Source organism: Olivibacter ginsenosidimutans, from assembly GCF_039542865.1.
Taxonomy (GTDB): domain Bacteria; phylum Bacteroidota; class Bacteroidia; order Sphingobacteriales; family Sphingobacteriaceae; genus Olivibacter; species Olivibacter ginsenosidimutans.
This window is the reverse complement of sequence record NZ_BAABIQ010000002.1, coordinates 64,158-78,139: the sequence shown is the minus strand read 5'-3', so window position 1 is coordinate 78,139 and position 13,982 is coordinate 64,158. Positions and strand designations below refer to the sequence as shown.

General features: G+C 38.5%; 13 protein-coding genes. 5 read left to right on the top strand and 8 right to left on the bottom strand.

Going from position 1 to position 13,982, the window contains the following annotated elements:
* Positions 1–6: 6 nt before the first annotated feature.
* Positions 7–858 carry a helix-turn-helix domain-containing protein gene (locus ABD930_RS01150; RefSeq protein WP_345229840.1) on the top strand — a complete coding sequence of 284 codons (852 nt, stop codon included), beginning with the start codon at positions 7–9 and terminating at the stop codon, positions 856–858.
* 153 nt (positions 859–1,011) lie between these two features.
* Entirely contained in the window at positions 1,012–2,241 is a 1,230-nt protein-coding gene (locus ABD930_RS01145; protein ID WP_345229839.1) for an MFS transporter, read from the top strand.
* A 10-nt stretch (positions 2,242–2,251) separates the two neighbouring features.
* Here the strand turns inward: ABD930_RS01145 and ABD930_RS01140 are convergent, their stop codons facing one another.
* From ABD930_RS01140 to ABD930_RS01125, 4 genes are all read right to left on the bottom strand, one after another.
* Complete coding sequence (locus ABD930_RS01140; protein WP_345229838.1) at positions 2,252–3,994, bottom strand: ABC transporter ATP-binding protein; 1,743 nt, start codon at positions 3,992–3,994, stop codon at positions 2,252–2,254.
* 148 nt (positions 3,995–4,142) lie between these two features.
* Positions 4,143–4,685 carry a hypothetical protein gene (locus tag ABD930_RS01135; RefSeq protein WP_345229837.1) on the bottom strand — a complete coding sequence of 181 codons (543 nt, stop codon included), beginning with the start codon at positions 4,683–4,685 and terminating at the stop codon, positions 4,143–4,145.
* 169 nt (positions 4,686–4,854) lie between these two features.
* On the bottom strand, positions 4,855–5,394 hold the full coding sequence (locus ABD930_RS01130) for a class I SAM-dependent methyltransferase (RefSeq protein WP_345229836.1): 540 nt from the start codon (positions 5,392–5,394) through the stop codon (positions 4,855–4,857).
* 59 nt (positions 5,395–5,453) lie between these two features.
* Positions 5,454–6,770 (bottom strand): APC family permease, encoded by a 1,317-nt coding sequence (locus ABD930_RS01125; protein ID WP_345229835.1) that lies wholly within the window; start codon positions 6,768–6,770, stop codon positions 5,454–5,456.
* A gap of 412 nt (positions 6,771–7,182) precedes the next feature.
* On the opposite strand from ABD930_RS01125, the gene ABD930_RS01120 reads away from it, so the two are divergent.
* Together ABD930_RS01120 and ABD930_RS01115 are read left to right on the top strand one after the other, a co-directional pair.
* A complete protein-coding gene (locus ABD930_RS01120) occupies positions 7,183–7,557 on the top strand; it encodes a YccF domain-containing protein (protein ID WP_345229834.1) in 375 nt (124 codons plus the stop codon).
* Between the two features lie 73 nt (positions 7,558–7,630).
* Entirely contained in the window at positions 7,631–8,677 is a 1,047-nt protein-coding gene (locus tag ABD930_RS01115; RefSeq protein WP_345229833.1) for a dipeptide epimerase, read from the top strand.
* A gap of 3 nt (positions 8,678–8,680) precedes the next feature.
* Here ABD930_RS01115 and ABD930_RS01110 read toward each other — a convergent pair whose 3' ends face one another.
* Positions 8,681–9,346, bottom strand: a complete 666-nt coding sequence (locus ABD930_RS01110; RefSeq protein WP_345229832.1) for an ATP-binding cassette domain-containing protein — start codon at positions 9,344–9,346, stop codon at positions 8,681–8,683.
* Between the two features lie 321 nt (positions 9,347–9,667).
* A complete protein-coding gene (locus tag ABD930_RS01105; RefSeq protein WP_345229831.1) occupies positions 9,668–10,258 on the bottom strand; it encodes a DUF4202 domain-containing protein in 591 nt (196 codons plus the stop codon).
* A 103-nt stretch (positions 10,259–10,361) separates the two neighbouring features.
* Between ABD930_RS01105 and ABD930_RS01100 the strand changes: the two genes are divergently transcribed.
* Positions 10,362–12,275 carry a hypothetical protein gene (locus ABD930_RS01100; protein WP_345229830.1) on the top strand — a complete coding sequence of 638 codons (1,914 nt, stop codon included), beginning with the start codon at positions 10,362–10,364 and terminating at the stop codon, positions 12,273–12,275.
* A gap of 7 nt (positions 12,276–12,282) precedes the next feature.
* Here ABD930_RS01100 and ABD930_RS01095 read toward each other — a convergent pair whose 3' ends face one another.
* Together ABD930_RS01095 and ABD930_RS01090 are read right to left on the bottom strand one after the other, a co-directional pair.
* On the bottom strand, positions 12,283–13,065 hold the full coding sequence (locus tag ABD930_RS01095; RefSeq protein WP_345229829.1) for a DUF6620 family protein: 783 nt from the start codon (positions 13,063–13,065) through the stop codon (positions 12,283–12,285).
* A 35-nt stretch (positions 13,066–13,100) separates the two neighbouring features.
* Positions 13,101–13,886 (bottom strand): hypothetical protein, encoded by a 786-nt coding sequence (locus ABD930_RS01090; RefSeq protein ID WP_345229828.1) that lies wholly within the window; start codon positions 13,884–13,886, stop codon positions 13,101–13,103.
* Positions 13,887–13,982: the final 96 nt, after the last annotated feature.

Genomic DNA, 13,982 nt, shown 5'->3' with positions numbered 1-13,982 from the left:
GGGGATATGGCGAAACTGAATACATTACCAACGCAGGAGTTACTCTATTCTGCTTATTTGAAAATTGTGCCCTTACGTAATGGTTATGATCATCTATCAACCATACCACACCGGCACGATCATCATGAGTTAATTTGGATTACTAGTGGAGAAGGAAATCATTTTATTAATTTTAAGTCTTATCCTTTTTGTGCACATCGAATTTATATGTTACAAAAAGGGCATGTTCATCAGATTCCATCCTTTGACCGTAGTGGATGGGTGATTTTAATGGGTGAACACTTTATACAACATTTCTTTGCATTGCACCCAGAGCAGGAAGGTAACGGACTTTTTGATCCATTTGGTTTGATTCCTTACATTGACCTTAGTGGTGTTTTACACAAGCGGTTTGATACCTTGTTTTGCATGTTGAGCCAACTGTTGGAAGACCAAAACGCGCCTCGGGACGTTATGTTCCATTTGTTAAGTGCTTTGCTTCTACTTTTAAATAAAAGCTATGTCTTACAAGAAGGAAAAGAGCAACTCATCCCTCGTGATAGGCAAATTCTCTTACAATTCAGAAAATTGTTAAACGAACAATATTGTCGCGTGCATCAGGTATCCTTCTATACGGAGAAAATTGGTGTTAATAGCAAAACGATCAACCAAGTTTTGCTGAAACTTACTGATCGAAGTATGCATGAACTTATTGAGGATAAATTATTGTCTGAAGCAAAAATGTTGTTGCTTACTACCGGATTAACGATGAAAGAAATAGCCTTTCAGCTTGGATTTAATGATCCGGCTTATTTTGGACGTTTTTTCAAACGCCATACCAACATGAGTCCGGCAAACTACCGTATCGCTCATTCCTAAAAGTACCATACTTTGCTGTAAAGTTCATATCATCTCTTCAACGGATCACCTATTTTTGTGCTTGGCGCATAGGAAGGTAAACCGATATGAAAGCAAAGACAATACTATGGTAAATAATTATACAAACAATAATTCCCCTTTTCACTATTAATCATGCCTCTAGAAACGACCTCTTCTTCCAGAACACTGGTGCATAGCACTATTTATTCGATCTTATTCACCATCAGCTTTACACACTTATTGAATGATATGATTCAGTCGGTTATCCCGGCCATATATCCGATGATCAAAACCAACTTTACATTATCATTCAGTCAGATTGGTATGATTACCTTTACTTTTCAGCTAACGGCTTCGCTGTTACAACCTTTTGTCGGATTTTATACCGATCGAACGCCCCGCCCCTATTCACTGGCTGTTGGTATGACCTGTACACTCATTGGGCTAATTCTCCTATCCTTTGCCGGTACCTTTTGGATGTTGCTCGTTTCTGTAAGTTTTATCGGTCTTGGCTCGTCAGTCTTCCATCCAGAATCATCTCGCGTGGCACATATGGCTTCTGGTGGACAAAAAGGCTTGGCGCAGTCCATTTTCCAACTAGGTGGAAATGCTGGAAGTGCAATAGGACCACTATTGGCGGCCCTTATCGTTATACCGCATGGTCAACGCTATATTAGTTGCTTTGCCCTCGCTGCTATTTTAGCGATTTTTGTGCTTATCCGCATTGGAAAATGGTATGGAGAACATCTTTATTTGAAGGAGTTTCTCAAGAAGCCCCGTCAGGCTACCTCAGCGATTGCATTACCACGTAAAACGGTGATATCATCACTCGTGATCTTACTAATCCTTATTTTTTCAAAATATTTTTACATGGCCAGCATGACCAGTTACTTTACTTTTTATCTTATCGATAAATTTCATGTTACCGTACAACAATCGCAGTTTTATTTATTTGCTTTTATGGGTGCAGTGGCTGCAGGAACTATGGTGGGTGGTCCGCTTGGTGATCGCTTTGGAAGAAAACACATTATCTGGGTTTCCATTTTGGGAGTCGCCCCTTTTTCCTTACTGTTACCGCATGCCAGCCTGTTTTGGACAGCTGTACTGGCCGTAATCATCGGCTTAATTCTCTCTTCAGCCTTCTCGGCCATACTCGTATACGCCACTGATCTGGTTCCAGGAAAGGTTGGAATGATTGCAGGTCTATTTTTTGGTTTCGCTTTTGGTATGGGTGGCTTAGGATCAGCTATCTTGGGTAAGCTTGCGGATCGAACGAACATTGAATACGTATTTCATGTATGTGCCTATTTGCCATTAATTGGTATAATAACGGGTTTGTTACCTAATATTGAAGGTACAAAAGCGAAAAGCACTACCGTGTAAATCGAAAAATCTATCTCCTTTCACCGATTTGTTGTCGCCACATGGCATAATAGAGTCCGCCTTCATCGATTAATTTTTGGTGATTGCCGGACTCTACAATTTTTCCTTTTTCCAGCACATAAATAACATCAGCATGCATAACGGTGGATAGACGATGTGCGATAAGAATGGTCATTTGTTCGCGGTTGGTTGAAATTTCGCGTACCGTTTTGGTAATTTCATCTTCTGTTAGTGAGTCTAATGCTGAAGTAGCCTCATCAAAAATAAGCAACTGTGGTTTACGTAATAAGGCTCGCGCAATCGATAACCTCTGTTTTTCACCTCCAGATAACTTCATACCATTTTCGCCCAATAAGGTATGTATACCATGGGAGGTTTTTTGAATAAGATGAATAGCCGAAGCTTTTTTAAGCGCTTCCATGATTTCATCATCGCTTGCACCTGGTTTGACAAACAAGAGATTATCCCTAATGGTACCTGCATATAGCTGTGTATCTTGGGTTACAAAACCAATTTGTCTTCGTAAGGGATTATAACGTATGGCTGTTGAATCTGCATCATTAAAATAGATATCTCCCTGCACGGGAGTGTACAATCCAACGAGTAATTTTACTAAGGTGGATTTTCCCGATCCAGAAGGGCCTACAAAAGCAATAGTCTGCCCTGAACGTATAGAAAATGAAATATTATCGATAGCATTGTAATTTGCCGTTTTATGTCTAAAAACGACTTGATCAAAACGTAGACGGTGTAAATCGCCAATTTCTATCGGATTTTCTGGTCTTCGTTCAATAGGTTTAGCCATCAATTTATCGAAATTTCGCAACGATGCATCTGCTTCTCGGTATAGTAAAATCATATTACCCAAATCTTGCAGCGGTACAAAAATCGCCGTAGAAATGAACTGCATGGCAATAAGTTCTCCTGTGCTTAAGACTTGATGAAAAATTAGCCACAATAAAATAAATAGAACCGATTGTTTCAATAGGTTAAGCATGTTACCTTGTAAAAAGGATAAAGAGCTAACCTTTTTTGCTTTCAGCATTTCTAAATTAAAAATCTTAAGCGTCTGCTCTTTTAATCGCCTGATTTCAGCAAAGGTTAATCCCAAACTTTTCACCAGTTCAATATTACGCAGACTCTCCGTAATGACGCCTGCTTGTTTGTCTGTTTGCCGGTTAATGGAACGTTGGATGGTTTTAATTCTTCTAGACAATAAGCCCGTAAGTGATCCTAACAATACCACACCAACAAAGAAAACGGGTATTAACAGCCAGTTCTTGGTAAGGCTATACCATAATAAAAAACATACGCCTACCAGCGAAGAAAAAAGCACATTAATAAAAGCGTTAATAAAACGTTCGGCATCGGTTTTCACTTTTTGCAGAACTGATAGTGTTACCCCGCTTTTACTTTCTTCGAACTCCTGAAAAGACAGCCGTAATGTTTGCTTTAGTCCATCATTGAAAATATGCATGCCAAAGGTAGCAACGGCCTTACGTGTTGTATAATCCTGAAGTGATTTAAATAACTTCGCAGAAAAGGCAATGATAAGCGCTAAAAACAACCAATACAATGCACCTTGTACGAGTTGTGATGCCGGTAACTGTTTACTATTGTTTCCATATTCATCGATAATTTTTCCGAAAATTACCGGGTCAATTAAGTTCATCAGTTGGGCAGCGGCTGCTAAAAGTAACGAAAGGAAAATTAAGTTTTGCTGAGGCTTTAGATATTTCCAAAGGATATGCATTTGTTTGAATTTTGTTTAGGCTCCACCACCTGTATTTTTATTTTGTGCTGTGTACATCCAACAAAATAATACAAAATATGTTTTGAAGAAAAGATCGTATCCATAAGTGTTGATCTGATGAAAGCATGAGGTATTGCGTCGGTTCAACTCAATTGCCAACCCGTTTCCACCATTGGGCTAACTTATCATCATCCAGGTTTTCTTTTTCTGATAAATCTATACTCCTATTAATCATGTAAAGATTGTTTTCACGAAGGGTGTCTGGTTCTGGAAATGGCGAATCGTAATTTTTGGCAATTCTAATTTCACCCGATAAGGATTCTACCGATTGTCCTTGGTCTTTGTCATAAGCACTTATTCGAAATGCAGAGGGACTAATTACCTCAAGTTGCATGAGACTGGTGTAAATATAGAGCGGAAAATGATCTCCTGTAATGTGTAAAAATAGATCGCCATTTATGCGTAACCGTTTATCGCCATTTACAAGGGTATCCTGTAGGATACTTTTGCCATCTATATAAAAAACCTTACCGTGATTTCCTAGTTTTTCTGTTTTTACAGGTAGTGGAATAGTATCTTGAGTGCTTTCTTGTTGCTCATCATTTCCGTTGGTAGTTGGTGGATGGCATTGACTATAAAAACAGGCAGAAGCGATGAATAATACGCTCCGAATTAAATACCTAGGCTGCATAGAAAAAACGATATTAAACGCGTTGAGAATTAAAATGCTTGCAATATAGTATAAAAATCAAAAAATTGGATAGCAAATTAAATTACCTGGGATAACCACACATTAAATTCGCTTAGTACGGTTAAGTTACCCCAATTCAAACGATAAATACCCTAAGAAATTCCATTAATTAGCTTTCTGGAACAGTCCATAAATAAATAGTAGCCCCTCCCACATCCATTTTTTTGTCGGGTTTCCAATCGCCCATCGTAAATGCATGTGAAACAATACGCGTCCCCGGTTTCAGTTTAAGCAGCTTAGGACGCAGTTTTAAATTAACAGAAGGTAATAAGTATAATGAAACGACAGATGCATCACTAAAGTCGGCTGTAAAAAGATCCTGTTGGATGAATTTAACCTTATCTTCTACTTGTGCCTTTTGTGCATTCTCATTAGCCTCCCGAATCCGCTGGGGATCAATATCGATTCCCACGGCAGTTGCTCCAAATTGCTTTGCAGCGGTCACCACAATACGTCCGTCACCACAACCCAAATCATATAGAACATCATTTTTATCAACCTTAGCCAAGGTGAGCATGGCATTTACGATCTCTTGATCGGTTGGGACGTAAGGAACATCCTTCTTCACTGGTTCTTGTGCAAAAACTGTTTGCAAGGAAGTGAGGATGAAAAACAAACTTGCCACTTGAATCTTTACTCTTTTCATCATCTTTAAAATTATTTAACAACCTGATTATCTTAACATTTCATCAAGTAATTTTGTTTTTTTTACCTTGCATTAACTGTTGGCATAACCAAATAAACAATCAATCCGATAATAAGTACCCCAACGCCTACCAATGCACCAACACCGGTATAAGTGAGACTGCTATATAAAAGGAATGTGCTGCTTAAGCAGAATAAAATCGGTAAAATGGGATATAGCGGGACCTTGAATGGGCGCTCCCGTTTGGGGTCTTTCACTCTCATGATTAAAACAGCTATGCCAACCATTAGTAAGAAAAACCAAAATACGGGCGCTGTATAATCAACAATAGTCTCAAAGCCATTACGGGTTAACAGCCCCAATCCAACCAGTACGATGGCAATAATACCCTGCAATAAAAGAGCACGAATAGGAGAAGTTGAACGCTGATTCCAGATACCTATTTCTTTAAAAAAAGGAAAATCTTTACCCAAGGCATAATTTGAACGGGCGCCGGTTATAATGGTGGCATTAGCAGAAGTCAAGGCTGATATCGCTACGAGAAGACCAATGAACCGAGAGGCCTTTGGTCCCCAAACGAGTTGCATCAGATCAGCGGCAACCGCATTAGAATGAGCAATACCTTGATGCCCCATGATATAGAGATATGTAAAATTAACGAGTAAATAAACGAGCGTTATAATAACCATACTCCAGATCATTGCTTTTGCCATACTCTTCGCACCTGATTTAAGTTCAGCAGAAATGTAGGCCGCTTCGTTCCATCCTCCAAAGGTTAATAAAACAAACACCATTGCCATCCCAAAAGACGATGAGGGCGGTGTAGTATGAACAGTGGCTGTAACGTTTTGCGGTATTACAGGTGTTGCAAAAAACAAACCGGATAAGATAACCATTAAGATTCCAGCAACTTCTAAAACGGTAAATATTTTTTGGGCAGTGGCACCAAAAGTTAATCCTAGGATGTTAATCAAGGTGAGTATAATGATGATGCCAAGCGTATATATACTCTCCGAATAGGAACCAAGGCTATAAAATTGGGATGCATAATCGCCAAAAATGAACGCTAATAAAGCAATTGAACCCGTTTGAATAACACTCATACGCGACCAAGCAAATAAAAAAGCCAAACGTTTCCCATATGCGCGATAAAGAAAATGATAATCACCACCGGTATGAGGGTAAGCTGTTGTTAATTCAGCATAATTTAATGCGCCAATTAAAGAGACTATACCACCTAGTAACCAGGCTAATATAAACATAACATCATCTTCCGTATGGCTAGCTACTAAAGCAGGAGTTTTAAAAACGCCAGCACCGATAACAATACCTACAATTAATGCGATTGCATCCGTAGTACCCAATATTTTTCTGGGCATATTTGTAGTGGATTTATTAGTTGTTGATATTGAACTCACAGATCGTTTAAATAGCGTTAATGAAGTTATCGTATCGTTTTTAAAATTGGCCGACTAACCCTATACAGCCATTATAATTAATCAGCGGCATACGATAAAGTCCGTTTTACTTATTTAAGGTACAAATACCCGGATTAATTGTTTAGAAAATTATATATTGTTGGTTTATAATGAATTATTCGCCTAAATTTAGCAGTTTTGCGTCGGTAATCATATACCTTCATGACCAATAAAAAATAACAAGGTTAAAATGGCATATAACCGCCTCAGCGTTGATGCTAAATAAGTTGCGGTTTTTATTATCCATTCTTTAGTTGTAACATTACTGCACTTTAGAGGTCTTACTTATGGTAAACATCAGGTATAAGAAGCAATGAATATCATAGGCAATATTATTTGGTTTATTTTTGGTGGATTTTTTGCTGCACTTGGTTATCTTTTTGGTGGATTGATCCTTTGTTTAACCGTTATAGGTATTCCATTTGGTATCCAGTGCTTTAAATTAGCAGGAATGGTTTTATTTCCATTTGGAAAACGGGTAGTTAATAGACCTTCTGCATCAGGTTGTTTAAATGTGATGGCCAATATCATTTGGATTTTATTTGGTGGATTGTATACGGCGCTTAACCATCTTTTCTGGGCTGTAATTCTAGCCATTACCATTATAGGTATTCCCTTTGCAAAGCAGCATCTAAAGTTATTGGAACTTTCTTTGATGCCTTTTGGAAAGACAATCGTGGATAATTAATGACCTGTTTCGTTAACAGAAAAATTGTAGATTTACTGCGGAAACAGTGATTGTGTAAATCAAACCATACACCATGTTTGAGTTAGCATACAAACCGTATTTCCTTCACATGCGGCATCCGTTTCGCATTGCAGATAATGTGCGAACAGGTACACCTTTGATGCTAATTAAGCTTAGCTATAAAGGATATACCGGCTATGGAGAGGCTTCCATGCCGCCACGTTACGGGGAAGACCTTAATACTGCTCAGCTGTTTTTGGAGAAGGTAGATCTAAATACTTTTGATTGTTTTCCCGATCTTTCGCCCCTATTATCCTATATCGACGGAATTGCTCCGGGAAATGCAGCGATAAAAGCGGCCTTAGATATAGCGTTGCATGATCTCTTGGGGAAATTTTTAAAGCAGCCAGTACATCAACTATACCATCTCCCAGCGGCATCTTTGGTAACTGCTCAAACCATTACGATAGAAGCGCCGGAAATTATGGCCCAACGGGTAAAGGAGGCAACAGCATTTCGTTACCTTAAAGTAAAACTGGGTACTTCTCATGATCGAACATTGATTGAGGCGATACGGAGAGAAACAGACAAACCTTTATATATTGATGCCAATCAAGGATGGAAAGATCCTGAAATAGCTATCCGTTTGATTGAATGGTTGTCCGAACAGAACTGTGTTTTTATTGAACAACCGCTTCCAAAAAACGATTACGAAGGCATGTATTGGTTAAAGGAAAGGAGTCCGCTCCCCCTTATTGGAGATGAAGGGATTCAACGTTTTGCAGATCTCGAAACAGCAAGCTCCTATTACCACGGTATTAACGTAAAGCTTATGAAATCCACCGGAATAAAGGAAGCTTTTGAAATGTTGATGGAAGCTAAAAGGTTAGGTCTACAAACCATGATTGGGTGTATGTCTGAAACATCTTGTGCCATTTCAGCAGCAGCACAATTGGGCAGCTTAGCGGATTATATTGATCTGGATGGTAATTTAGGCGTAACGAATGACCCCTTCACCGGCTTCATTTGTAAAGGTGATGTAATCCCAGTAGATGAAACACCGGGGATAGGGCTTAAGCATGTGGATTGGAATCGCATTGTCCCTTTTGAAGCATTGTAGGACTTATTTCATGGATGGAATATAGCCGTGTAAAGCAAGATCTTCCTTAGTTGTTATTTTATAGTTACACCCATTGTTTATCAATACAATACGGTCACTAACTTCAAGAATACGTTCATAATAGTGATCGGTTACAATAAATCCTTTCTTCGCTTTAAGCAGTTGCATATGATCCTGAATCTCTTCTACATAAATCGGTGCAATCTGAGAGAAGGGTTCATCCAATAGTACAAATGAGGCGTCGCTATAAAGGATTAAAAAACATTCAATCAATCGTTGCAGTCCACCGGAAAGCTGGTCAGCGGTGTAACGAAGATGATCGCGAATGAAGTCTGTCGAAAAAACCAAATCACGATGTGTGTGAACAAAAAGATGGAATAGCTTTTCTATTTTCACATGCAGTGGCACAAAACGTTCTTGAGGCAAATACGCGATTTGTCCTGTCAGATATCCCTTCTTAAAAGGTTTTCCGTTCAATCGTGCATATTTAAAATGAGGATTTAATGTTCCAAAAATTACTTTAAGCAAGGTCGATTTTCCAGAACCATTTCTGCCCAATAGGCCAACAGTCTCTCCTATTTTACAGCTCAGGTATACACTGCTCAATATTTGTTTTGTACCATAGCGATGCGAAACGCTATCTAAGTAAAGTTCCCGATAATCCGACATCCAATTAAGATTAATAGGTAGTATCCAAAATCCAATAAAAATAGATAAGTGAAAATCCAACGGTAACTTAGCCCTAAGTTTTTAAAGAAATATACGCGGTTAGCATAGAACATACGTTCGATGGCTACAGAAAATAAATAGCCAACGCTTTTAATTAGCACACTAATGAGGTAGACACCGTATAGATCGAAGCCCTCTTGCAAAAACAGGAGAACAGCTAGCACACTCATAAAAAGGTTAAAGCCAATCAAGAGGGTAAAAGAAGAGAAATAAATTTTAAAAAACTGCCTCAACATGATTGCATTAGCTGAATGAATGGCCTTACGATTGGATCAAGCGCAATGCTTCTTTGATATATTGTAGACCCTCTTCTGAATAAGGTAAAGCTAGCGCAAATTGATGACCATGGCTATCCATCTTCAGTAGAGATTTCTTTAAAATAGTAACGATTTTAGTCCTGTATTTGGGATAAAATGTTTCATACTGATAAGCTAAAAATACTAAACATAACGCGTTTTCCATGGTCTGTACGTCTTGATCTACTTTTATTCTTTTTTTAAGAATAATGCTTCGAACTTTCTGAATAATTTCCTCACTATAGCCCACTTCTTGAAGGATAGACGCTGATTTGTCGGCATGAAAATTGGCCAATTCCTTTCGCCATTTTAGATAACCCTCTCTTCCTGCCGGATAATCTTTACGGGCAATTTTCCACCTTCCGATATGCTGGCTGCGAGAAGCTAATCGTAAAGCTTCATTTGCATCAGGTTTTAATCGAAGTACCCAATCATGTAGTTTAAGTGCTAAAAAATACTCTTGTGGATAGGTTTTTTCTTCCCAGATCAATGCATTCGGATCTTGCTGATTATACTGATCAAACCGTTCAAAAGCCTGTTGTAGTTTAGTATTCATTTTATGCCCATTGAAAAACAGTTCAAGATAGTATTTTTTGAGGTATATCAACAGCTCTTTTCTTTAGTGTACGATATTTTTTTAACTTAGCCAATAAACACCTATGCAAAATATGAGTTGCCGGCATCTTCTACGGATCATTTTCTTTTGCGGACTGCTATTTGGCCCAGCTATCTCGTTAGCACAAGTGGAAACAAAAGAACAACAGGTAGACTCTCTATTAAAGCAGGCAAAACGGTATCGTTTAAGTGGTCATTTCAAAGCAAATTTACAAACGATCGTCATTGCAAAAAAAATAGCCGAACAAGCACAAAACCGTACACAGCAGGTACAGATTTTTGGAGAATTAAGCAGACAGAAGTTATACGATAATGACTTTGATTTAGCAAAAAAATATGCTGATTCTGCCGCTAAGATGGCTTCTGACTCCAAAGAGGTGTATGCCAAGATTTGGGGAAAAATGGCCTTAGCCAATTATTATAACTATTTGAACATCCGGGATCTCGCTGTAAAAAACGCACAAGACGCCCTTGCTCTTATACCAGCAAACAAAGATGATGATTTAAAATCCCGACTTTATTATTTACTCTATACCGTCTACTCTAGCTGGAATGATCTCAAATTAACGACTAAATATGCGCAGTTAAGTACAACATATGCTCAACGAGCCAAAGATTACGATCTGCTCAGCAATAGTTATACGGCGCAGTCTGTGGCCATAGAAATGGACTATCAGCAACGTAAGAATCAATTGCTTTTAGATAGTATGTTATATAAGTTACATCAAGCAGCTAATTTGTTTAAGCTATATCCAGGAGCTGTTGGCAACAATACCTATGCTATTGCTAATTTAAATATTGCTAACCACTATTTTCAATATCATGAATTAAGCCATCAGTACGTACAAGACAGTATCCGTAAATATGCACTTCGCGCTCAACAAGCGGTAGCAGATCAGGATTTGAATTACCTTATTCATGGTAATGTTAATGGTTTATTGGCCGAACTTGAGACGCATAATGGTAATTATAAGCAGGCAGAGATCTATTTACAAGACTCTTATGTCCATTTGGCTGAAGCAGAACTTCCACAGTATTATGCGTTAACGCAAGTAACGGAAGGTTTGAGCCGACTTTATGAAAAGATTGGACAAGACCAAAAAGCTCTTTCTTTTCTAAGGAAAAAGGAGATGTACAATAGTAAGCTCTTTGACCAAAATCAAATCGTACAATCCCACAAACTGGAAGCGCAATATGAGAATCAGCGGATTTTGTTAGAGATGAAAAACATTAAGGCCCAACAGCAAAGCCGAAAAATTCAAAATATATTGTATGCTAGTGTCGCAGTATTAGCCCTCATTTCGCTCATTTTACTTTATTACAGTTACCGTAACAAAATACGTTTGCATACCGAACAGCAATTAAATTTGCAAAAGGAAAAAGAAGACGCCTTAGCCATTGCACAAATGCGGGAAAAAGAAAAGCGCTTTCTTTTAGTTGAAAAAGCCGAGGCTGAGCGACATGCTCGTATGCAATTGCGACTGGAACAGGAGGAGCAGGCACGTCTAAAAGCCGAACAAGAGCTATTAAAAATTCAGAAAGAACAAATGGAACGAGAGGCTCTGGCAGATGCCTTGCAAATTGAGCGGAAGAATGAATTACTCCTACAGCTAAAAGATAGATTAGAAACTTTCGTAGATGAAGAAGACAAGGGAGTGATTGCCAAGATAATCCGTACGGAATTGCGCCATGAGGAAACCCTTAACAAATCAACAAAGGAATTTCAGGAAATCCATTCCAGCTTCTTTCAAAAGCTTAAGGAACTGTCTGATCATAAACTGACTCCCCTAGATCTCAAGTACTGTGCCTATATGCACTTAAGATTATCTACGAAAGAAATGGCTTCTGTTTTTAATGTAGAACCTAAAAGCATTCGTGTGAGTAAGTACCGTATTAAACAAAAACTCCACTTACCTAAAGAAGTGGAGTTGGATACTTTTTTACAAGATTTGGTATAGTATTCGATTAGAATTGCACATCGTCGGCAATACTACCACCTAAATCCTGAGCAAACTTTGCACTATATTCTTTTTGTTTTTGGTCTTGAAAATCCATCATTTGTGCCACCAAACCAAAATCCGTCATATATTTAGCTCCCGTGCTATTGAATTGGGAAACGGTAATACCAATCGTTTCAAGCAACCATTGCGCTCCATCTATTCCGTTATCATAGGCCGCTTGCATGGCCGCTTGCATTTCAAAAAAGAAATATTTGTCTTCCTCAATACGTTTCAAATTCGCTTCGATCTCTTCCGATGGAACATTTGTTTGCGGAGCGGCACCGGGAAGTGGAGTAAGTGAACCCAATTTCTCATGTTTTTTATATTCTCCGTAATACTTTGCATAGACATTAGCTACGTTGAAACTTTTGTCTTCTTTCATCCGGGCTTCCCAAAGTTTACGTGCTTCATCCCACATGGGGCGTTCTATACCCAAAGCGACACAAATTTGATCTTCAGAAACACCTTCACCCATTTTTCCAGCACCCGCTGCATAATCAAAAAGGGTAACGCCATGAATGGGTTGCATTAGCGGGTCATTGGGGTCTTCTTTCGCAGAATTTATAGTGGTATACCCCATTGCAGAGACTTGACTGTCAAACTTTTGTTGATCGATCTGACCACCATAAGCCTGCCTCATTTGCTCGGCGTAATTCTCTTGGCTTTTAGAAGTTTGGTTATTCATTAAATTGTCCGTTAACTTCTCCGTTAAATTATCTGTCAGATTTTTAAACATTTTCTTAAACATAACGTATTGTTTTAAAGATTTATATATAAAGTTATTTAACCTATTCCGTGATGGGTATATTCTTCTATTATACGTTCATAAAACCTATCGTTCTGTATTTCCATTCCGGGTTGAATACGATTCATCTCATCAATAACGGCACGCATATAGCTTTTGAAAGCTTGCTCCGCTTCTTTTACGCCATATTCTCTACGCACTTTTTGGTAGTTTTCCTTCAAATCTCGATGCCTATATTCCGCCAAATCACGAGCAATTAACTCCAATAAGCGTGTTTTCGTGCCAGGATGAAACGTATTTTGTGTTTTGCAATATGGACAAGTAATGTAGGTAGAAATGTAATAAAACTGATCGATTTCCAATTTGCCACCACATTGCGAACAATGAAATTTCTCTTTGGCCAACGTATAGTCGTCCATAATTTCCCGATATTCTTTTTCCAGGTCGCGCAACTGCACCCCTTCAAATACATCCGTCATCAGGTGTAAAAAGTTACTATGCCAAGCTGCAAAGATTGTCATCACTTTCATCTGTTCAAACATATTTGCTTTTGGTAATACCTGCGATTGATAAGTCGTATTAGCCTTTTGCAACAACGCCTGGAATTGTCCTTGTATACCTGTCTTAAACTGGTAATAAGAACGCTTGAAAGGATCTGGATCAGCATCAGCTATCGATTGTGCACTTTCTTTCGCCTCATCATACAATAGCTTTGCTTTCTCATCTAGTCTGGCCAAAAATACCTGTAGACGTGATACGATATCCTCACGCTGCTCAGCATTTGCGTTGTTACTATGTTGTTTTTTTCTAAAAAAAAGAGCCATTAGCTTAAAGTAAAAAGTAAAAAAAATATCAACCAGCTGATTAGCCATTATATGTTGCAAGTGCCTTGTCGTGATACTGGTCTTTTATCTTGATAC